12 protein-coding genes and 1 pseudogene are annotated in these 21329 nt (G+C 70.5%); 3 read left to right on the top strand and 10 right to left on the bottom strand.

The genetic code is table 11. The features are described from left to right. Positions 1 to 444 precede the first annotated feature (444 nt). Positions 445 to 963 carry a hypothetical protein gene (locus WME79_RS35165; RefSeq protein WP_437523912.1) on the top strand — a complete coding sequence of 173 codons (519 nt, stop codon included), beginning with the start codon at positions 445 to 447 and terminating at the stop codon, positions 961 to 963. A 21-nt stretch (positions 964 to 984) separates the two neighbouring features. Here the strand turns inward: WME79_RS35165 and WME79_RS35160 are convergent, their stop codons facing one another. Beyond that, complete coding sequence (locus WME79_RS35160) at positions 985 to 2208, bottom strand: hydroxymethylglutaryl-CoA synthase family protein (RefSeq protein WP_437523909.1); 1224 nt, start codon at positions 2206 to 2208, stop codon at positions 985 to 987. A gap of 435 nt (positions 2209 to 2643) precedes the next feature. Between WME79_RS35160 and WME79_RS35155 the strand changes: the two genes are divergently transcribed. Next, positions 2644 to 3945, top strand: coding sequence for a hypothetical protein (locus tag WME79_RS35155; protein ID WP_437523906.1), 1302 nt, complete (start codon positions 2644 to 2646; stop codon positions 3943 to 3945). Positions 3946 to 4083: 138 nt separating this feature from the next. Here the strand turns inward: WME79_RS35155 and WME79_RS35150 are convergent, their stop codons facing one another. The 4 genes from WME79_RS35150 to WME79_RS35135 form a co-directional block, all read right to left on the bottom strand. After that, positions 4084 to 5664 carry an SUMF1/EgtB/PvdO family nonheme iron enzyme gene (locus WME79_RS35150; RefSeq protein WP_437523903.1) on the bottom strand — a complete coding sequence of 527 codons (1581 nt, stop codon included), beginning with the start codon at positions 5662 to 5664 and terminating at the stop codon, positions 4084 to 4086. A 175-nt stretch (positions 5665 to 5839) separates the two neighbouring features. Further along, positions 5840 to 9730, bottom strand: coding sequence for a serine/threonine-protein kinase (locus tag WME79_RS35145; RefSeq protein WP_437523899.1), 3891 nt, complete (start codon positions 9728 to 9730; stop codon positions 5840 to 5842). A gap of 228 nt (positions 9731 to 9958) precedes the next feature. Next, positions 9959 to 13738 carry an ATP-dependent RNA helicase HrpA gene (gene hrpA, locus WME79_RS35140; RefSeq protein ID WP_437523896.1) on the bottom strand — a complete coding sequence of 1260 codons (3780 nt, stop codon included), beginning with the start codon at positions 13736 to 13738 and terminating at the stop codon, positions 9959 to 9961. 181 nt (positions 13739 to 13919) lie between these two features. Further along, on the bottom strand, positions 13920 to 15149 hold the full coding sequence (locus tag WME79_RS35135) for a hypothetical protein (RefSeq protein WP_437523894.1): 1230 nt from the start codon (positions 15147 to 15149) through the stop codon (positions 13920 to 13922). 114 nt (positions 15150 to 15263) lie between these two features. Between WME79_RS35135 and WME79_RS35130 the strand changes: the two are divergent. Next, a pseudogene (locus WME79_RS35130) lies at positions 15264 to 15353 on the top strand (dihydrofolate reductase family protein); the annotation flags it as partial. Between the two features lie 219 nt (positions 15354 to 15572). On the opposite strand, the gene WME79_RS35125 reads toward WME79_RS35130, so the two are convergent. From WME79_RS35125 to WME79_RS35105, 5 genes are all read right to left on the bottom strand, one after another. Then, positions 15573 to 17384, bottom strand: coding sequence for a glycoside hydrolase family 28 protein (locus WME79_RS35125; RefSeq protein ID WP_437523891.1), 1812 nt, complete (start codon positions 17382 to 17384; stop codon positions 15573 to 15575). Between the two features lie 549 nt (positions 17385 to 17933). Then, positions 17934 to 18824: a hypothetical protein gene (locus tag WME79_RS35120; RefSeq protein ID WP_437523888.1), complete on the bottom strand. Its 891-nt coding sequence runs from the start codon at positions 18822 to 18824 to the stop codon at positions 17934 to 17936. 5 nt (positions 18825 to 18829) lie between these two features. Further along, positions 18830 to 19669, bottom strand: a complete 840-nt coding sequence (locus WME79_RS35115; protein WP_437523885.1) for a HEAT repeat domain-containing protein — start codon at positions 19667 to 19669, stop codon at positions 18830 to 18832. A gap of 97 nt (positions 19670 to 19766) precedes the next feature. Then, a complete protein-coding gene (locus WME79_RS35110; RefSeq protein WP_437523883.1) occupies positions 19767 to 19943 on the bottom strand; it encodes a hypothetical protein in 177 nt (58 codons plus the stop codon). 357 nt (positions 19944 to 20300) lie between these two features. Next, positions 20301 to 21182 (bottom strand): alpha/beta hydrolase, encoded by an 882-nt coding sequence (locus WME79_RS35105; RefSeq protein ID WP_437523880.1) that lies wholly within the window; start codon positions 21180 to 21182, stop codon positions 20301 to 20303. Positions 21183 to 21329 lie beyond the last annotated feature (147 nt).

Below are 21329 nucleotides of genomic sequence, written 5' to 3'. Positions count from 1 at the left end.
ATCTCGCATAGGCTGGCTCTCCCTTGGCTGACGCTCCTCCGCGCAGGCGCACCGGGCGCCGGAGCGCTCCGCGCCGGAGGGCAGCGAGCTGGCGGCGCCTCATCGCAAGGTCCGCGCCCTCGCGACGGATGACGAGCGCAGCCGCCGCAGCGCGCTCTCTGCCGATCGAGGCAGGGTTCACGGCGCCCTCGCGGCCCGCTCCCGGCACCTGGCCGGCCATCGGCGGCACGAGGACGTGCCATCCCCGCCGGCCGTGCGCCGGGCGGTCATCCGTCGGGCCGCGGCCGCGAACAGGCGCGCGCCGGGGCGCTGCGAGCTCGCCCCGGTGCAGCCTCGTGCGGCCGGCGTTTGCGAGCGGCGCGCGGCCGCGTCCGATTTCGTGACACGCGCGGCGCGGTGACCGGAACAAACAAAACGGAGGGCAGGAGCCCTCGCTGGAGGAACATGGTCCCGAAAGACGCTGCGACGATCACCCCGCGGAACCGCGGTCTCACGCCGAACGCCCACGCGAAGCAGGGGCGGGCGGGCATGTCCGATCACGATGAGCGGGCCGAGCTGCTCGCCGATCACCGCCCGGAGCTCGCGCGCCTGCTGCAGAGCCTTCCGGCCCGCAGCAGCGCCCCCGCGTCGCTGACGGGTTATCTCCTCTCCTTGCGAGAACCGACGGGCTACCTCATCGCGATCGGCCTGCAGCAGCGCGACCCGCACCTCGAACCCGAGCGCATGCTCCGCGCCGCCCTGGCCGCCGGCGAGCGCGCGCCGATGCTGGTCGGCGTGATGGCGCGCTCGGCGATGGCCGAGATCATCGCGCCGCTCGCGCCGGTCACGCGCGCGGTCGCCGCGCGCCTGAAGCGGCCCGCCCCCTCCGGCTCGCTGCGGGTCGTCGTCGCTGCGGCCGGCGGGGCGGAGCTCTTCACCGTGAAGCTCTCGGACCTCACGTCCCCCTCGTCCGGCTCCGGCTGAGCGAGCGGCCCGCTCCGGCGCTCACGCGTTGGCGTAGACGCGCCGCTCGCTCGAGTCGAGCCCCAGGTACACCACCCGGCTGTCGAGGCTCGCTCCCCCGCGCTCGGCGCCCTCGGGCGCCGGCCGGCGGTCGGCGGCCTCGTCGCCTTTGCGCAGCGCCTCGTACTCCGCGACGGAGGCGCGTTGGCACCCGTCGAGCGGGGCGTCGATCTCGAGGGCGGCCGCGAGCGCCCCGGCCTCTGGCCCGATCCTGCCCGCGAAGAACTCGGCGCAGCAGCCCGAACCGTAGCTGAACAGCCCGACGCGCTGCCCCTCGAGCGCGCGGGCCTCCGCGTTGAGCAGGGACGCGAGCGCCAGGTAGAGCGAGCCCGTGTAGATGTTGCCGATGCGCGACGGCAGATCGAGCGACGGCTCCACCTCGACGGCGAAGCTCTCGTCGGCGGCCTGCTCGGTCAGGCCGTCCATCGCCAGCCGGTGGCGGTGGGCCTTGCGGGCCATCTTGCCGTAGGGGACGTGATAGCAGGTGCGCGCGAGGGGATCGCCGTCGCCCGCCACGCGGCGCCAGTCGCCGTAGGCCCCGGCGAGGGCGTCGAGGTAGCACTGCACCGAGTAGTGACCGTCGACGAGCGCCTCCTTGTGGTGGAGCGGCCGCCAGAAATCGTAGACGTCGCGCGCATATGTGCCGGTCTGGCCGACCTCGATCTCGAAGAGGCGCGGGCGCTCGCGCACGAGCAACGCCACGGCGCCGGCGCCCTGGGTGGGCTCGCCCGCGGAGCCGAGCGCGTAGCGCGCCACGTCCGAGCACACGACGAGCGCGGCGCGGCCGCGGGCCGAGCCCGAGGCGATCCAGTCCACCGCGTTGAGGAGGCCTGCGGTGCCCCCGAAGCAGGCGTGCTTGGCCTCGAAGACCCGGCACGCGCTCGGTAGTCCGAGCAGGCCGTGGAGGAACGAGGCCGCCGGCTTCGCGTGGTCCACGGCGGTCTCGGTGCCCACGACGCAGAGCCCGATGTCCGCAGGGCTCGCGCCCGACCGCTGGAACAGGCGGCGGGCCGCGTTGGCACCGAGGGTGATCGGATCCTCGTCGGGCGCGGCGATCGCCATCCGGCGGGTCCCCAGGCCGGTCAGGTACTTGGAGGGCGCGATGCCCCGCGCCTCGGCGAGCTCGGTGAGCTCGACGAAGCGGCGGGGGACGGCGAGGGCGATCGCATCGATGCCGATGCGAGGAAAGTCATGACGTAGGCTCATACCTGCATCCTAGGGGCGCATTGTGCAGAGACCATCCAGCCCACGCGGAGCGTCGGAGGAGCCGAGGCGCCCGACGCGCCGCGGCGCCGCGCTCCGGCGTTCGCCCGCGCATCGCGTGGCGCGTGGCGCGTGGCGCGTGGCGCGTGGCGCGTGGCGCGTGGCGCGTGGCGCGTGGCGCGTGGCCGGCGGCCGTGCCCGCGCCGCCATCCACCGCGCCCCGCCGTGTGCACCACGTGGAATGACAAAGACGCTTCCATGACACATGTCATGGAACAGCCTCCGGGAAAAATCGCGGTCAGGTCAAAATCGTCACCACATCTCGTTGCAATTGTGCAATCTGAAATAGCGCGTTCGTGCGCCCTTGCGGTCGAGGTTCATGTGAAGCTCTCCCGGTCTACCATGTTGGTTCCGCTTCTTGGGTTGGGTGTCCTGGTGATGACCGGCGCCACAGGGTGCTCCTGCAGTTCTGGGGCGGAGGGCGACGCGAACGCGACGGCTGGAGCGAACGTCGGTGGAGCCGGCGGCGCGGGTGGGGGCGGCGAGGGTGGCGCAGGCGGGGGCGGGGGCGGCGCGGGCGGTGACGACGGGGGGATGATCGGCAACGGCTCCAGCGGCTCCAACACGGGTGGCAGCGGCCCCGTGACGCCGGATACGGCCTGTGTCGCCACGGTCGCCGAGGCCACGCTGACGAAGCGGCCGGTCGACATCGTGTTCGTCATCGACAACTCGCCCAGCATGGCGAACGAGATCATCAGCGTACAGAACAACATCAATGAGAGCTTCGCCTCGATCATCGGCGAGAGCGGCATCGATTACCGCGTCATCATGATCTCCGCGCACGGCACAGCGGAGGAAGACGACTCGATCTGCGTCGGCGCCCCGCTCAGCACTGCGAGCTGCGCCCCTGTGCCGGAGGCGCCGGGGAACAACCCGCCCGTCTTCTACCATTACAGCCACGAGATCAGGAGCAACGACGCGCTCTGCGTGCTCCTCGGGAGCTACAACGGCGGCCTGCCCGACGAGCACGGCGTGGCGCCGGCCGGGTGGTCGGAGTGGGTGCGCGAGGACTCGTTCAAGGTGATCACCGTGATCACCGACGACCACGTGGGCTGCCAGTCGACGCACCTCCCCCGCAACATCTATATCGACGACACGCGGCAGCCCTGGGAGGAGGTCGCCACGGACTTCGAGGAGCTGCTGTTCGGCCTGGACCCGGCGGTCTTCGGCGACGCGACCGCGCCCAACTACGTCTTTCACAGCATCGTCGGGCTCCACGAGAACACGGTCGCCACGGACGCCTATGCGCCCGACGCGGACGTGGTCGAGGAGACGTGCGGCACCGCCGTGGCGCCGGGCACGGGCTACCAGACGCTCAGCAAGAGGACGGGCGGCCTCAGGTTCCCGCTCTGCCAGACGGACTCTTATGATGTGGTGTTCCAGGCGATCGCGGAGGGCGTCATCACGGGCGCGGTGGTCGCGTGCGAGTTCGCGGTGCCGGACTCGCCGCCGGGGGAGATCATCGACCTCTCGACCGTGGTCGTCCAGTACACGCCCGGCGACGGGAGCGAGCCGCAATCGTTCGGCCAGGTGGCGAGCGCGGCGGCGTGCGCCCCGGGCTCCTTCTACATCGCGAACGACATGATCACGCTCTGCCCCGACGCGTGCCGGCTGGTCCAGGACGACGCCATGGCGGCGGTCGACGTCCTCTACGGCTGCGATCCCGAACCGGCGCAGTGAGCTTGTCGGCCGGGCGGCGGCGCCGGTGAGCGCGGCCGCCGCCCGCTCACGGCCGGCGCGGGGCGCGTCAAGCGCCCTGCGCGCCCGGCGCAAGCGCGGCGGCCGGGCGGCCGCCTGGAGCGCCCCCCGCGCGAACGCTCAGAGACAGCAGCGGAAGCCGATGTCCGGAGACGGGGTGAGGCGATCCTGGTCCAGGAGCGCATCGCACCTGCCCGCCTTGAGCGCGTCGCGCGCAATGTCATCCGCGTCCTGCTGCGAGGCCCGCGAGCCGCCGCGGACGAGGCAATTGCCCTGCGCGTCGCAGGAGTTCTCCCACTCCGCCACGTTGCCGCTCATATGAAAGAGGCCCGTGATTCCGCCTTCGCAGAGCGAGATCGGCGGGATCGGGTTGGGGGGCACGGGCTTCTTGGCGAACTCGCCCGTCGGGTCGTCCACCTTGCAGGTCGCCTCACTATAGAGATCGCTGTACGGGTATTCGTTCACGCCCTGGCCGGAGCACGCGTTGAACCACTCGCTCCGCGTCGGGGTCGCGAAGTCGGCAGGCGAGTTCGCGCCTCCGCCGATCCTGCCGCAGAGGTGTTTGCCCATGTAGGAGCAGTACGCGTAGGCATCGCACCAGTCGACGTAGGTGACGGGCACTCGCCCCTCCGTGTAAGGCCACCCGCTCGAGGGACGGTAGATGTTCCCTGCGCACTCCGCCGGCATGCCGGCGAGCACCGGGTTCGCCATGAGGAAGACATCGTACTCCTGCTTCGTCACCTCGTATTGATCGATGCAGTAGCTCCCGCCGCCGCTCACGGGCGAGATCACCATCCACGCCGGGCACGCGCAGACGTGGTTCGTGCTGTTGCAGATCGACGTCTCGCAGTCGGTGTTGGCGGTGCAACGCTGCCCGGCAGGGCACCGGGTGTTGCACCCCTCCGTCCCGCCGCAGTCGATGTCGGTCTCCTTGCCGTTCTTCACGCCGTCGCTGCAGGTCGCGTCCTGGCAGACTTGCTCGTAGCAGACGAGCTCGAGACAGTCGGTCGATTTGGAGCACGCGTCGCCAGGCGGGCATCCGGGGCAGATCCCGCCGCAATCGACGTCGGTCTCCTGGCCGTTCTTCACGCCGTCGCTGCAGGCCGGCTCCAGACACTGGCCGTTCACGCAGCTCAACGATTCGCAATCCGAGCCCGCCGCGCAGCCCTTGCTTGTCTTGCACGGCGGGCACGCCGGGTTGTCGCCGCGCGGCGCGGCGCCGCCGCCGCAGTCGGTGTCCGTCTCGTTGCCGTCCTTCACGCCGTTGTCGCACTGCGCCGCCACGCACACGCGCCCAGCGTCGCCGCCGCCCCCGTCGCGCTCCTCGCACCGCCCTGAGAAGCAGTCCGCGGCCTCCGCGCACGCCTGATCGACCCGGCACGGCGTTGCGCAGGCGCCGCCGCAGTCGATGTCTGTCTCGTTGCTGTCCTTCGCGCCGTTGGAACAGCTCGGCATGTCGCCGCCGCCCTGCCCGGCGCCACCCTGCCCGCCGGCGCCACCCTGCCCACCGCCGCCGCCCTGCCCACCGCCGCCGCCGCCCTGCCCGGCGCCACCCTGCCCGCCGTCCCCTCCACCGCTGGTCGTGACGCCGCTCGAGGGCAGGTCCCCCGTCGTGGGAGGCCGGTATCTGTCTTCGCTGCTGCACGAGACAGACACGGCGAGGGCCATGAGGGGAATCAGAACGACGGACGACCTGAGCATGGAGCTGCCTCCCTGTGTTCGAACACAAGGTCAGAGGTAGAGGCTCAGCTTACTTGCGACGTCGCCTGTCCCGGGCGACAAAAAGATGCTCCCGCCAGACGGCCGGAATCACCGCCATACGGGCTCCCTGGACGCCGTGATGGCCTCTCGCTCTCGCCCCAGCGCGGCTGGCGCTTCAGGGCGCGTGTCCGTCAAGCCAACCTTGCGCGAGCTCCAGGATCCGCGCGTTGTCGGGGACATCACGCAAGAAGCGCTCGCGCCAGACAGGATCGCCGATCCTCCCGGCCCGCACGAGCAGCCCGTTGCGGGCCAGGGCGATGGCGCCCTTGGCCTCGGCCATCTGGCCCGTCGCGGCCAGCGCCTCGGCGTGGACCAGGCGCACCAGCGGGCCCTCCTCGTCACGGCGGCCCGACTCGAGAAGCGACAGGGCCTCCGTCGTGGCGGCGAGCGCCTCGCCGGCGCGCCCGAGATCGAGCAGCGCGCGCGCGCGCGCCGCGATGGCCGCGGGGAGCCGCTCCGGCACCCCCCGCGCGAGCGCCTCGGCCGCCTGCGACTCCGCCTCGGCGAGCGCGGGCTCGCCCGCGAGGAGCAGGACGCGCGCGAGCTGGAGCCGGCTCTCGCACTCCCGCCGCCTGTCGCCGCGGCGCGTGAGCGCCTCGATCGAGCTCCGCAGGGCCGCCCTCGCCGCGTCGACCTCGCCCGCGTGGGCCAGCGCGAGGCCGAGGTTCTGCAGCGCGTTCGGGACCCGGTCGTCCAGCGCCATCCGCTCCGCCTCCTCGAGCCCGGCGCGGAGCACCCCCGCCGCCGCCTCGAAGTACCCGAACTGGACGTAGCAGAGGCCCATGTTGAGCCGCGCCCGGCACGCCTCGCGGCGATCGCCGATGTCCTCGAACGCGGCGAGCGCCGCGCTCATGCTCGCGATGCAGGCGCTCGGATCGCCGTTGTGCTGCCGGAGGAGGCCGTGCAGGTAGAGGAGCTTCGCCTCGATCATGAGATCCGCGGCCGACGCGTCCTCCGTCGCCCGCTCGACCGCGTCGATCAGCGCGTCGACGCACGCGTAGCGGCCGCCGAGCAGGAGCACGATCGCCCCCTCGAGCAGGCAGGCGTTCTTCGCGATGCGCGCGCCGTCGAGCGGCTCCGTGCCGAGGACGACCATCATCCAGCGCTCGACGCGCTCGTAGTGGCCCTGCTTGTGCCCGGCCCCCGCGAGCTGCGTGAACGCCGAGAACCACGCCACGGATCCCGGCACGAGGTGCCGCGTCGCCTCGATCCCGCGCTGCTCCGCGAGGGCCGGCTCCCCGCGCCAGAGCAGCGCCTCGGCCTCGACCAGGCGGAGCGCGCCCACCGCGGCCGGATCCGGCCTGCAGGCGATGCCGCGCTCGGCGCAGGCGATCGCCTCGGCGAGGTCGTTGCCGCGCAGGGCGTTGTCGGCCGCGCGCAGGTACCACTCGGCGGCCTTCTCGGGCTCCTCGCCGCGCTCGAAGTGCTCGGCGAGCGCCCTCGGATCGCCCTCGCCGGCCGCCTCGAGGAAGCTGCCCGCGAGCGCGTGGCCGATGCGGAGGTCGCGCGCCGTCAGCATGCCGTAGGCGGCCTCGCGGACGAGCGCATGGCGGAAGCAGTACTCCGCGTCGTCCCGCGGCCGCCCCTCGCCCCGCCGCACGAGCACCTCGCGCCGGAGCAGCTCCGCGAGGACCTGCGCGATGTCGGCGCTCCCGAGGAGCGCCGCGACCGCGCTCGACCTGAAGGTCTCGCCGAAGATGCTCGCCGCCCTGAGGAGCCGCCGCGCCTCGGCGTCGAGCGTCTCCAGCCGCGCCTGCACCATGGCCACCACCGTCTCCGGCTGGCCCTCGCTCTTGCCCTCGGCGGCCGCGCGGATCTGCTCCTCGAGGAAGAACGCGTTGCCGTCCGCGCGCTCGATGAGCCTCCCCACGAGGTCGTGCCGCGCGTGCGCGCCCAGCGCCTCGCGCACGAGCCGCTCGCTCGCGCGGCGCGGGAGCGGCGTGAGGTGGAGCTCGTGGGCCAGCCGGCCCTCCCAGAGCTTCGGGAAGAGCCGGCGCACGTCGGGCCGCCCCAGCGCCAGCACGAGCAGCGGCATGTCCTTGAGCTGGCGCAGCGCCTCGTCGACCATCGTGACGGTGGGGAGGTCGCCCCACTGGAGATCCTCGAGCACGAGGAGCACGGGCCCCGCGCGGCACGCGGCCCGGAGGAAGTCCTCCCAGGCGTGGCGGAGCTGGTCGCCCATCAGCACGGCGTCGCGCCGCGCGAGCCGGAGCTGCACGTCGTGCTCGTCGGGGAACGGCGCGCCGACGAGCTCGCCGAGGAAGGCCGCGACGCGGGGCGCGTCGATGCCGCCGTGCTGCTCCACGCGGCTCCGGACCTTGCGCTGCCGCGCCTCCAGGGGCTCGCCGTCCGCGACGCCGAGGGCGTCCCGGAGCGCGCTCGCGAGCAGGCCGAAGGCGGCGCCGGCGCCCATGGGGTCGCCCTGGCCGATCCAGACCTCGAACCTGTCTCCCCGCTCGCGGAGCTTGCGGATGAGCTCCTTTCGCAGGCGCGACTTGCCCATCCCGGCCTCGGCCGTCACGAGCACCGCGCCCGCGGCGCCCTCGTCGATGCAGCGATCGACCTCGGCCACGAGCATGGCGAGCTCGCGCTCGCGGCCCACGTAGGTGGTCGGCTTGCCGAGCAGCTGCGCGGTCCGCTCGTCGCGCGCCCCGTGCAGGACGCGGCCCGCGGCGTCCTCGGTGACGTCGAACCGCATGCCGATGAGGCCCGCGGTCACCTCGTCGATGCGGACGCCCGCGGGGAGGGAGCGGTCGTCATGGGCCGCGAGCATCTGGAAGGCGCGGTCGATGAGCTCGCCGACGGGCATGCGCGACGAGAGCTCCGCCCGGCCGGTGGCGAGCGCGACGGGCGCGCCGCCGAGCAGCTCCTGCAGCGCGAGCGCGCACCGGGCGGCCCGCGCCGCCAGGTCGGTCGGCGCGCCCGCGCCGGACAGCACGATGAGCGGCGAGCGGCCCTCGAGGAGCTCGAGCTCGCCGCGGTACTGCTCGGCCACGTCGTGCAGCTGCCAGAGCTCTGCCTGGCGCGGCTCCGCCGCGGCGTCGGCGTCGCCCTGGCGCGGCTCCGCCGCGGCGTCGGCGTTGCCCGCGCGCTCGCGGGTGACCACGAGGCACGTCACGCGTCGCTCGCCGGTCGTGAGCTCCACAGCGCGCGGCGGGAAGGAGCGGGGCCCGCCGACGCTGCTCTCGGGCGCGCCGATCGTGGCGAGCTCGGCCGCCACGGCGCCGCCGTCGGCCGGCCGGTCCAGGGGAGATTTCGCCAGCATGCGGCCGACGAGATCGTCGAGCGCGGCCGGGGTGCCGGGCCGGAGATCGCGCGCGCGGGGAGGCTCCTCGAGGAGGACCTTCATCAGCACGGCGAGCCCGGCGTTGCCCTGGAAGGCGGCGCGGCCGGTGAGGCAGCGGTAGAGGATGCAGCCGAAGGCGAACACGTCGGCGCGGGTGTCGACGCTGACGTCGCCGCGCGCCTGCTCGGGGGCCATGTACCCTGGCGTGCCCAGGACGAGGCCAGCGGCCGTGAGCGGCTCGTCGGTGACGGCGCGGGCGAGGCCGAAGTCGATGAGGTGCACGCGCTCGAGCGAGCCGCCCTCGAGCAGCAGGTTGCTCGGCTTCAGGTCGCGGTGGACGAGGCCGAGCCTGTGGATGGCGCCGAGCGTCCTCGCGACGTGGAGGCCGAGCTCGAGCGTCTCCTCGAGGGTGAGGCCCTGGCGGGTGAGCCGGTCGGAGAGCGTCTCGCCGTCGAGCCACTGCATGGCGAGGTACGGCTGTCCCCACGTGGTCGTGCCGTGCGCGACGTAGCGCACGACGCCGGGCACACGGGCGGCTGCGAGCGCGTGGGCCTCGCGCGCGAAGCGGCCGACGTGCTGCGCGCTCTCGGTGGTCAGGAGCTTGATCGCGACCGCCTCGCCGCTCTCCTGATCGCGGGCCCGGTAGACGGCCCCCATCCCGCCCGAGGCCGCGAGGTGCTCGATGCAGAACCGGCCGTCGATGATGTCACCTGCCTGCATCGCTCACCGAGGACCCGGACGAGGACCCTCGCCGGCGGCCAGCCTGCCAGCGGGGTGAGCGCTGCGTCCAGTGCTCATTGGAGCGGGCGCGTCGCGGCCAAGCGGGCGTACGTCTTAAGGAAAAACCCGATCGGGGAGACCGGTGGCGGCCGCTCGTCGGCGGAGTGCAGCGCGCGGCGCGGTCCTGGGGCCCTGTTCGGGGCCGGGGTTGAGCGCGCCCCTGCGCGGCTATCCCAGCAGCCGTTTCCACTGCTCCGTGAGCCGTTGCGGCGAGACCGGGACAGCCGCCTTCAGCTCGGGCGCGAAGAGCGACACCCTGAGCTCCTCGATCAGCCAGCGGAACGACTCCAGCTCTTCCGCGGGCACCCCCTTGTCGCGCATTCCCTGCTGGTGCTTGAGGTAGTCCTGCCAGAACGGCAGCACCTGCGCGGCCTTGGTCTGGTCCTTCTGCGGCCCGTTGGGCAGCCGCTCGAGCCGGATCTGCGCGGCGCGCAGGTACCGGGGCAGGTGCGCGAGCCGGTCGACCGGGGCGCGCGAGAAGAGCCCGACCGGCAGCAGGAAGTCGACCTGCGTGCGCACGTCGTCGAGCGCCGGCCTCGACGCGCCCGGCTTGCCCGTCATCGATCGGAGCATCGCCTGCACGCGGTCGACCTCGACGCCGATCTCCCGCGCCAGCCCAGCGAGCTTCCCGAGCACGCCCTGCAGCGATCCGCGGCCCTTGTCCAGGCGCGCCAGGAACGCGGCCTTCGTCCTCGGATAGGCGCCGGGATCGCCGAGCTGGAACGCCTCGTCGAGCGCGCGCAGCGCGATCTGCCGGGCGAGGCCTGGCTCGCCCGGGGCCACCTTGGCGCCGAGGCCGCTCACGGCCACGGCGCTCCGCAGCGGCTGCTCGAGCTGGCTCATCTTGCCCCCGAGCTGCAGCAAGAGGAGCCGCCGCAGCCCGGCGCGCGTCGCCTCGGCCGCCGCGGCCCTCGAGGCGAGCACGCGCACCGACACGGACGTCTCCCCGTCGATCAGCGCCGGGTAGCCGAACACCTTGTGGCGCCCGGCGTCGACCTGGACGCGCTCGGGCAGCGCCTCGACGCTGAACGACGTGAGCCCGTCCCGCTCCAGGCCCGCCTTGCCGACCCTCGCCCAGGCCTCGCGCGCCCGGCCGGACAGCCGCTCCTTGAGCTCCCGGAGCTCGCGCCCCTCGCCGATCACCCGGCCATCCTCGTCGAGCACGCGGAAGTAGAAGCGCAGGTACGGCGGCAGATCCTGGGGCCGGAACGCGTCGGCGGGCACGCGCTCGGCGGTGCGGTCCTCGACCGCGCGCGCGAGGACGGCCCGCAGCGGGCCCTGGAACGGCCGTAGCTCCGCCGCGATCTCCCGGGCGACCTCGCGGAGGGGGGCGAGCGGGACGAGCGCCTTGCGGAGCGACTTCGGCAGCGAATCGAGCAGCTGCGCGATCTTCTCGGCGTGCCACCCGGGGATCATCCACTCGAGCTCGTCGGGATCGGCCTGCGGCAGGAGCACGAGCGGCAGCGAGATGGAGATGCCGTCGTCGTCCTCGCCCGGATCGAAGCGGTAGGAGAGCGGCACGGCGGCGCCGTAGAGGTCGAGCGAATCGGGGAAGCGCTCGGGCGTGAGCTCCGCGGCCTCGTCGAGCAGGACGTCGGCGAGCGACAGGTGGAGCGCCCGCGGGTCCTCCGCCTCGGCCTCCTTCCGCCACGCCTCGAACGTCTTGCCGCTGTACACGCCCTCGGGCACGCGCCGGTCGAAGAAGAGCTCGAGCGCGTGCTCGTCGGCCAGCATCTCGCTCCTCCTCGCCTTGTCGCGCAGCCGGCTGACCTCCTCGAAGAGCCGCCGGTTCGCGTCCATGAACGGCGCGCGCGTCGCGTACTCCTGCCGGACCAGCGCGTGGAGCAGGAAGATCTGGCGCGCGGACTTCGGGTCGATCGCCCCGAAGTCGATCCGCCGATCCCGCGCGATCGGCAGCCCGTACAGCGTCACCTGCTCCTTGGCCATCACGGCCGCCGGCTTCGCGGCCCAGTGCGGGTCGCTGTGGCTGCGCTTGCAGAGCGGCCCGGCCGCGGCCTCGATCCACGCGGGATCGAGGGCAGCCACCATCCGGGCGAAGAGCTGCGACGTCTCGACCAGCTCGGCGGCCATGATCCACGCGGGCGGCTTCTTCGCGAGGCCCGACGACGGGTGGAGCTGGAAGCGCGTCTGCCGGGCGCCCAGGTACACCTTGTTCTCCTGGTTCCACATGCCGATGCGGCTGAGCAGGCCGGGCAGGAGCGCCCGGTGGATGGCGTCGCCCTTCGCGGGCGTGTCGCTCGGCGAGAACCCCATCTCCTTCGTGATCCGGCTGATCTGCCGGTGCACGTCGGCCCACTCGCGCATGCGGAGGTACGAGACGAAATGGTCGCGGCAGGCCTTCCTGAGCTGGTTCTGGGTCAGCCGGCCCTGCGCGTCCTGGTAGAAGCTCCACAGCTTCAGGAGCCCCACGAAATCCGAGGCCTCGTCCTTGAACTTCCGGTGCGCGTCGTCGGCCTGCTTCTGGGCGGCGAGCGGCCGCTCTCGAGGATCCTGCACGCCGAGCGCGGCGGCGATGATCAGCACCTCGGCGAGCGCCCCCTCGCTCTCGCCCCCCAGGACCATCCGGCCGAGCCGCGGGTCGAGCGGCAGCCGCGCGAGCTTCCTGCCGATGTCCGTGAGCTCAGCCGCGTCGTCGAGCGCGCCGAGCTCCTCGAGGACCCGGTAGCCCTCGTCCACGGCGCGCTTCGACGGCGCGTCGAGGAAGGGGAAATCCTCGATGGCGCCGAGCCCGAGCGCCTTCATCTGGAGGATGACGCCCGAGAGGCCGACGCGCAGGATCTCCGGATCGGTGTAGGCGGGCCGCCCCCGGTCGTCCTGCTCGTCGTAGAGCCGGAAGCACACGCCGCTCTGCACGCGGCCCGCGCGCCCCTTGCGCTGATCGGCGCTCGCGCGCGAGATGGGCTCGATCTGGAGCTGGGTGACGCCCGTGCGCGGGCTGTAGCGGTTGACGCGGGCGAGCCCGGAGTCGACGACGTACACGATGCCCGGGATGGTGAGCGACGTCTCCGCGACGTTGGTCGCGAGCACGATCCGCCGCCCCGGCAAGGACTGGAACACGCGCTGCTGGTCGCCCTGAGGGAGCCGCCCGTAGAGCGGCAGCAGCGTTGTGTGCGGCAGGCCGTGGCGCGTGAGCTCGGCCATGGTGTCGTGGATCTCGCGCTCTCCAGGGAGGAAGACGAGGATGTCCCCGCGCGGATCGATCGAGGTGATCTCCTCGACCGTGGCGGCGACGGCGTCGGCGATCTCGGCCTCTCCGCTCTCCGGGCGGCGGTGGATGACCTCCACGGGGTACGTGCGGCCGGAGACCTCGATGACCGGAGCGCCGCCGAAGTAGGCCGCGAACCGGTCGGTCTCGAGCGTCGCGGAGCTGACGATGACGCGCAGATCCGGGCGCCTCGGCAGCAGGCGCTTGAGGTAGCCGAGCAGGAAATCGATGTTGAGGCTGCGCTCGTGGGCCTCGTCGATGATGAGCGTGTCGTAGCCCGAGAGCCGCGGATCGCCCTGGATCTCGGCGAGGACGATGCCGTCGGTCATGTACTTGACGTAGGTGGCCGGGCTCGTCCTGTCCGAGAAGCGGATCTTGTAGCCGACCTCCTTGCCGAGCTCGACGCCGAGCTCCTTGGCGACGCGGGCGGCGACGCTGGTGGCGGCGATGCGGCGCGGCTGCGTGACGCCGATCCGGGCGGAGAGGCCGCGGCCCATGGCCAGGCAGATCTTGGGCAGCTGCGTGGTCTTGCCCGAGCCGGTCTCGCCGGCGACGATCACGACCTGGTGCCCCTCGATGGCCCGGGCGATGTCGCGCACCCGCGCCGAGATGGGCAGCTCCTCGGGAAAGCGGACCGGGCCCCCGGATGCGGGCGGGGACGAGGCCCGGCCGCCGGGGGCGGGCGGCGCAGGGGACTGCTCTTGCGGAACGCGGGGGCTCACGGTGCGCGAGGGGGTAGCACCTCCCGCCGCGGGATGCCGTCCGAAGCCGCTCGCTCGCCACCCGCGCGCCCTATCGAGGGTCCCCTGCGGACGACGATGGATGGATGCCGCTCCAGCGCACCATGCACCTGGCTCATCGTCGGCACACCCTCAGGGCGCGACGGGAACGGGCGCCGGCGTTTCATTCATACCAAAAGCGGTCCTGCACGGAGCCGTTGCCGCCCGTGAACCATACCTCCATCGTCTGGGACTTGCGGGAGACCGCCGCGATGCTCCCGTGGACGGCCGCGCTTCCGGGACCAGAGAGCTCGACGCGGGCCCAGTTGGGCTGGCCTTCGTACCAGAAGGCGTCCTGCACGCTACCATTCCTGCCGATCCACCATACCTCCATGCTGTTTGGAATACGTGATACGGCCGTGATCCCGCCTTCGGGCGATGCGCTCTCACCGGGCGCGAGCTCGAATCGGTTCCAGGCCGGCTGTCCCTCGTACCAATAGGCATCCTGGACCGAGCCGTTCGGGCCAACCCAGAATATCTCCATGCTGTTCGGGATGCGCGACACCGCAGCGATCACGCCGTTCGTGGACGCGCTGTTCGCGGGCGCGAGCTCGAATCGGTTCCAGGCCGGCTGTCCGTCGTACCAATAGGCATCCTGGACCGAGCCGTTCGGAGCAATGTAGAAGATTTCCATCGACTTGGCGATGCGCGACACCGCAGCGATCACGCCGTTCGTGGACGCGCTGCCTGTGGGCGCGAGCTCGAATCGGTTCCAGGCCGGCTGTCCGTCGTACCAATAGGCATCCTGGACCGAACCGTTCGGCGCGACCCAGAAGATTTCCATCGAATTGGCGATGCGCGACACCGCGGCGATGGTCGCGGTCAGCGCCGCGCTGCCCGCCGGCGCGAGCTCGAATCGGTTCCAGGCCGGCTGTCCGTCGTACCAATAGGCATCCTGGACCGAACCGTTCGGCGCGACCCAGAAGATTTCCATCGAATTGGGGATACGCGACACCGCAGCAATACCCGCCGTCACCGACGCGCTGCCTGCGGGCGCGATCTCGAACCGGTTCCATGCCGGCTGTCCCTCGTACCAATAGGCGTCCTGAACCGAGCCGTTCGGCGCAATGTAGAAGATTTCCATGGTGCCAGGAGCGCGCGAAACGGCCGCCAGCGTGCTCGACGAGGCGACGCTGCCTGCGGGCGCGAGCTCGAACCCGCTCCAACCCGCCGCCTGTACGCCGCTCCCGATGGTGAGAGCAGCGAGAGTGCAAAGCCAGCCCGCCGCCAAAACGGATTTTCGCATTGTCTCTCCCCCCTGATGAACCGCACGTCGCATCGATGGCTGGATGGGGGCCAGCTCGCGCAGCCCCCGGCCCGCGCACGAGCAGAACCTTGTGAAACCGTCGAGCACGTCCAGTGGCTTCTTCAGGAGGCGGGAACGGAAACGGGAACGGCAAGCGGGGATGGAGGAACGCGAGCTTCCTGAGGCGTCCCTACTTGCTCACCATGACCCCGAGCCATGGGGGCCGGTGGCGTGAAGCTCCCGATGCTGTTGGCGGAGCTGGGATTGATCGATGAATGCGAGCTCGTGGTGCAGCCCAGGCTAGCGGGACACGTGCACCGACCTCACCGCGGTCCCGCGCCCTGCCATGAGCCCCTCGGACCGGCGCTCTCGTGGCCACCGTTCTCGGCTAGACGTACATCGAATTGCGCCGGTACCCTCATGGCCGCCAGCGCATGCCGCGCAGCGCCGTTCGTGGCGCCAGGTTTACGGCGAGACGTCCATCGTTGCCTGGGAAAGCCAACTCCGGAGGAGTTGGCTTTGGGCGTTCTTTCACTTGAACGTGATGTTGGACACGTACTGGTTCACGTTCCAGCCGTTTCGACTCGTGACCTTGTTGCCCTGGATGGTGAAATTGTCGAAGTGAATCCCATTGAAGTTCACGCTGCTCGACTTGCCGTGAATGTAGATCTCTTTGTTCACGGCAGAGGCAACATTGTTGATGAACACTTCCTTGACCGTGGCCCGGTTGGGAGCGTTGCGCCAGGTCGCCGTTGCATCTTCTTCGAAGTCGATGATCCTGCCGTCGACCGTCTCAACCCTGACGTCCTGCCAGGTGATGTTCTGGATGACAGCGGTGTCGTCCGCATTGATCCCGAGGGCCCGGCCGGCCTTGACGACATCGATGTCTTTGAAGGTGATATCCTCGATCACCTGACCGTAGGTCTTGGTTCCGATCTTCGTCGCCGCTGAGTTGCTGTAGGCGACCACCTTCTCATAGGTGATGCCCTTGGTGTCCAGCTTGCCCTCTTGCTCGCGCTTCGGCGACATGCTGTCATCGCCGCTGTAGATGAAGGCATTGTAGAGCTTACCGTTCGTGGAGCAGTCGAAGTCCACTCCGTCGGTTTGGTTATAAGCTGTTGTGGTGGGACGGCGATTGATCACCTTGAAGTTCTGGATGGTCACCTTGTCGCTGTCGAAGATCAGCGTGTTCCAGAAGACTGGATCGCGCACGACGATGCCGTCGACCAACACGTCCGTGCTGTCGTCGATCCGGAGGGTGTTGATCTTGAAAGAGGGTGTATCGTTGTTGGTGCCACGGATCTTCGAACCGTTGCCGTCGATCACTCCCCGACCGAGGATCTTCGTGTTGCTCACCTTGTTCATGTGAACCACGCCGTGGGAAGTGTTCTCGACGGCCGGTGCGCCCGTGCCATTGTAGTCGCCCGTGCTGGTCGAGCCGTCCAGGATGGCGCCGGCCGCCAGGTACAGGGTCATGTTGCTCTTCAGCCACAGTTCCCCGGTCTTGTAGCGTCCGGGAGGCACGTACAGGATGTTCTGCGCGGATCCGGCGGCGGCGTCGATGGCGGACTGCACCTTGGAGGTGACGAGCGCAGCGCCCGTGTTGTCCACGTCGTAGTCTGCGAGGTTCTTCACGTCGGCATCGCCCAGTTCCGGCGGATTGACCTCCTGGTCGTCAATGAGGACGAACAGCAATTCCTTGGAGGCGATCTGCAGAATCAAGTAGTTGGGCCCGCTGTCGAAGGTGAGCGTGTCACCGTCTTTGGTTGCCGACAGCATCCGGCTCTTCGGGCTCAAGGTGTAGGAATTGAAGCCGCCGTTCACCGTGACGGCGACGGTCGCCTTGCAGCCGCTTGCCACGCCGAAGTGGGCGTAGTGCACCTGCATCTCCTGGCCAAACTTGGTCATCTTTTCGACGAATTGCGCCGCCCCGTTGGCCGTCACCGTATAGAGCGGGCTCTCAGCGGCGCCGGGAAGGGTAGGGTAGGTCATCACTGCCCCGTCGGAATCGCAATCGATGGGCGCGGCCCCGCCGGAGCCTCCATCACCCGTCTCACCGCCCGAACCCGAGGTAGCCCCACCATTCGCGGCACCGCCGCCCGCGCTGGTTGTACTGCCGCTTTCGCCTGCGCCATTGCTGCCGACCTCACCTCCGCCGGTGCTCGCACCTCCGCCGGTGCCCGGTCCTCCGCCGGATGTGACGCCGCCCGAACCTGGAGGAGTGACCGTGCCGCCGCTGCTCGTTTCGTCTCCGCCGTCATCGCCGGTTCCGGAACAGGCTGCTCCGAAAGCCAACGAGACGCCCACGGCGAGGCCTATCACCCAAATGTTAGAATGCTTCATCTTTGCTCCTCCAAGCCGCAGCGGCCACCTTGGCGCTCGCTGGCGCTCGCGCGTCAATATTGCGGTGACGCCAGCGGATACGACAAGCAAACGCGTTCCGCAAAGTCAAAATTCTCGGGGCCGTTCCTGACTCGTGCAGTCCGACTGTATGAGTTCATCGACAGAACGGAGCTTATGCGGTGGGGCAGGTCTTCCACGCCTGAAACGCCTGGGACTACCGCGACGTAGCACCAAGCGGAAGGCATTCTACCGTATGGCTGTACCCTGCTGGCTCGAGCGACAATCCCGTGCAGCTGTGGCAGGCCAGCACGGGCATGGCGCTGCGCGTGCTCCAGGGCCATTCACCTCTGCCGCTTCGAGCCCGGCGAGCTCGACCCCTATGCCCCCGACCTCCGCCTCGATGACGACACGCCCCTCCTCACCGCAGCCCCGCGCCCTCGGTCTCGCCCACCCACGCGGCGATCCCGGTCCCGTTCGGACCGAAGCCCACCATCGGCGCCCAGTGGTGGGCCGCGTTGTCGTCCTCCAGCACGTGGGCCCCCGGAGGCGTCAGCCCGAAGGCGAGCGGGGGAGAGGCGGGCTGCCCGAGAGCTCGCGCGCGATCCGGCGCGTCGTCTCACGAACGAAGGCGCTCGCATCCTCTTGACCGACGGCGAGCCACTCCCGGCTTTCGTGTCGGGCGAGCGACTCTATGGCGACTGCCCTCGACACCTCCGTTCCGGAGCGCGCGGCGGCCGCGACCAACGGCAAGCACCTGCCGCCGAGCACCGCCCCGACCTTCAACAGCAGCTCCGAGCCGTCGCTGTTGAGGCGCGCCTTGATGCGTTCGGCGCCGGTGTCGAACTGATATTGACGAGGCTTCGCGCCCGAGGCGTTCGTGTTCTGGAGGATGTTGACGGAGATGCTGAACGCCTCGGGAGGGAGCTGAATGTGGATGTCAGCGCTGCGACGGAACATCATCACCTTGCCCGGCGACAGCACCGTATCCTCGAGGAAGCGGAGCTCGACCGGCTCTTCGGGCAAACCGATGATCGCATCATGGTCGTACTCGTAGACGCGTGTCCGATAGCCTGGACCCAGGTAGCCCACGGTGAAGAAGCTGAAGTCGTGGTCGTGGGCGAACTCGTAGGCAAAGAGCTCCTCACCGACGCGACCGCGCGCCGGCTCCCAGACCACCGCGCGCAAGGAGTAGTGCGTGGAACGATGCAGCATGAATGCTTGAGAGTTGTACTTGTTCGACGCCCCGAACGACTCGTTCGCGTGCATCACCGCTCGTACGTGCTCGGCGAGGAACGACCGGTTGTTGCTGAGACGGCGGAGCATCGTCGCGGTGGCGTCCAGGTCGACGGCGAACACGCCGGGTCCCTTTTCGTCGAGGTGCGCGATGAGCGCGGCGAGATCGATCGCCTCATTCGTGTCGATGTTCCACGTGATCGCCATCGCGATTACTCCATGCGTCCAGCGCGGGTCAGGTTTTCGAGAGTACGCAGCGCGGCGCTCCGCACGTGCGGATGCGGATCGTCCGTCGTGGCTCGGAGCACCGGGAGCGCTTCGACCAGATCCACCTCGATGAGGTGCTTGAGCGCGGTCCAACGGACGAAATGCGACGGCGAGCGCACAGCCAGCCATCGCAGATCGGGCGCCGCGCCGGCGCCGCACAGCCGGCGCAGGATCGCCGCACAGAACTGCTGCCGCGTCGCGTGCACATCGGACGACGAGACGTTGCAGGCGAGCATCGTCGTCCGGTCGAAGTGCCACACCAACGGGTCCTGGGCGCGCAGCGCGAGCTCCACGAGCACGACGCCGGTCGTCACCTCGCGCACGTCGAGCACGTCCTGCGTCGGTCGCTGCTCGAAGTAGCTTCCTGAGGTAAAGACGCGCGCGCCGCGCCGCTCGAGCCGCGCGGACCGGTCGAGGACATCCTTTCGCTCCAGTTGACGGACCTCGTAGAGGTCGATCCGCATTGCCCCCCCGAGCACGCCGACCAGGAGGTGCGTCGGATTCGACATCAGATAGGGAAACTCGGGCTGTCCGGAGCTCTCGATCGGCGCTTGCGCGGGTAGATACCGGAAACCCATATTGATCCAGTCATCCTTGTACAGATTGATCTGCGAACCGCTGGCGATGGTATCCGGGTCGAATATCTCCGCCTCACCCGCCAGGGCGCGGGTCAGCCACCTCGCCACGAGCTGTTCGAGCTCATCCGACGCGAGCAGGCGCTCGAAAGGATGCCGGTAGTCGTCGATGTTGTGTGAGCGGATGGATTTCAGATTGGCTAGGTGCATGGCCCACCGGACGTGCGCGGCTTCTATTCGCCGCGCGGCCGAGGCGCGAAGCGAAGGTCAGGTTGGCGTTCGTGCCTCGGCCCGTGGCGGGAATTTCTCAGGCATTCACGAAGAACCAGGCGCATGCGAAGACGATCGCGCAGGGCGGACCGGTCACGTGCGTCCCCTGGACGGGCAATCCCACATCTTCCTCGAGGTCCTCGACGAGGAGCGCGATATCATCCCTGGCAGGCGTGTCGTTGTCGATCATGTTCATCTCCATCACGTGATTCATTTCATGGTCATTGCCGCAAAATCAGAGCGAGCGACCCCATGTTACGCAGAGTGCCAGGAGCAGGTCCCGGGGCGTGCCTTGCGGTTTCATGGTGTCGCGGCTCTTCGCGGCTCTCTATGTCTCTCGATGGCTCTCTATTGCAGCGCCCGTGCCGGGCGCCCAGCGCCGGTGCCGGGCGGCGGATCTCGCAGATCGCCGGCGCTGCCGTCCTCCTCGCGGCGGCGCTTTCCGCGCGGCGCGCGCCTGCCCCTGTAGGCGCGCGCCCACAGGTGTAGGCGCGAGGCTACTCCTCGCGCGCCGAGAGGTCGTACCGGCGGAGCAGCTCGTGGAGGTGGCTCCGGTCCCTGCGCACCACGCTCAAGGCATCGGCGCCGCGTCGGCGAGGCCGTCGGCGGCCCGCCCGATCCGCTCCAAGATCTCGCCCACTTCCTCGTCGGAGGTGTCGTGCTCGACCCCGGCGTACTCGCGCAGCTCCGCGGTGTACCCGGCGCGCCGCAGCTCGGCGATCGAGGCGCGCGCGCCTCGGGTCGGCACCGCCAGGTCGGAGGCGCCGTGGAAGGCCGTGACCGGCGGAAGCGTCGCCGGGCGCGGCCCCGAGCTTGGCGCCGCCGACGGGTAGAGCGACGGCGGGAGCAGACCGCTGATGGGGAAGGCGGCCGCCAGCGCCTCGGGGTAGGTGACCGCCAGGGCGAAGGTCATGATACCGCCCTGCGAGAAGCCGGTGACGAGGGGCTTTCCGACAGTGGGGCGGGCACCTACCAGGGCGGCGAGCGCGGCGGCGATCCGATCTGCTTCCCGCGTGACCAGGGGGGCGGCGACGTCGTCGCCGACGGAGTCGTACCAGATGTACATCCCGCCGCTCGGGTGGCCGTACGGGAGGATGAGCCGGGCGCGGCGGCGGTAGCGCCGGAGCAGCTGCAGGAAGTCCTCGGGGTCCCCGCCCATGGGGTGCAGCGCGACGATCATCGGCACCCGCTCGTCGGGTCGCGCCCCGCCCGTCATGTGCTCGAGGTAGCGCACGCCCGCGATCTCGCCCCGGGTGGTGCTCCCAGGCGCTCCCGCCGGCGGCGGAGGCGCGACCGGCCCCGCTGACGGCGTCTCCGACGTCGGACGCGCGGCCGAAGGCCCCGCTGGGGGCGCCGGCGCCGGCTCGCAGCTGCACCCAGGCCCCGCCAGGAGGACCACGCCGATGGAGAGGAGCAGGCGCAAGCGAAGGGGATCGGCCGACGGGTGGCGCATCGGTACAACAGTACTCCGATCGCGGGAGCGAGGCCGCGCGCAGATCGACGCGCGGCCTCTCATGTTCGTCCGCCTATTCGACTGCGCTGCTGGGCTCCATTGGCGGGGTTCGTTATCATCCCACGTTCGCTGACTGTCGAATAGGTC

The organism is Sorangium sp. So ce726 (assembly GCF_051521405.1).
Lineage (GTDB): Bacteria > Myxococcota_A > Polyangia > Polyangiales > Polyangiaceae > Sorangium.
This window is presented reverse-complemented; position numbering and strand designations above follow the sequence as displayed.

What these genes read in the sequence shown, in the direction of transcription:
- WME79_RS35105 (WP_437523880.1), bottom strand. Translation starts at nt 21,182, where the DNA reads ATGCGCCACCCGTCGGCCGATCCCCTTCGCTTGCGCCTGCTCCTCTCC.
- WME79_RS35165 (WP_437523912.1), top strand. Translation starts at nt 445, where the DNA reads ATGGTCCCGAAAGACGCTGCGACGATCACCCCGCGGAACCGCGGTCTC.
- WME79_RS35145 (WP_437523899.1), bottom strand. Translation starts at nt 9,730, where the DNA reads ATGCAGGCAGGTGACATCATCGACGGCCGGTTCTGCATCGAGCACCTC.
- WME79_RS35110 (WP_437523883.1), bottom strand. Translation starts at nt 19,943, where the DNA reads ATGAATCACGTGATGGAGATGAACATGATCGACAACGACACGCCTGCC.
- WME79_RS35155 (WP_437523906.1), top strand. Translation starts at nt 2,644, where the DNA reads ATGACCGGCGCCACAGGGTGCTCCTGCAGTTCTGGGGCGGAGGGCGAC.
- WME79_RS35150 (WP_437523903.1), bottom strand. Translation starts at nt 5,664, where the DNA reads ATGCTCAGGTCGTCCGTCGTTCTGATTCCCCTCATGGCCCTCGCCGTG.
- WME79_RS35160 (WP_437523909.1), bottom strand. Translation starts at nt 2,208, where the DNA reads ATGAGCCTACGTCATGACTTTCCTCGCATCGGCATCGATGCGATCGCC.
- WME79_RS35125 (WP_437523891.1), bottom strand. Translation starts at nt 17,384, where the DNA reads ATGAAGCATTCTAACATTTGGGTGATAGGCCTCGCCGTGGGCGTCTCG.
- WME79_RS35120 (WP_437523888.1), bottom strand. Translation starts at nt 18,824, where the DNA reads ATGGCGATCACGTGGAACATCGACACGAATGAGGCGATCGATCTCGCC.
- WME79_RS35115 (WP_437523885.1), bottom strand. Translation starts at nt 19,669, where the DNA reads ATGCACCTAGCCAATCTGAAATCCATCCGCTCACACAACATCGACGAC.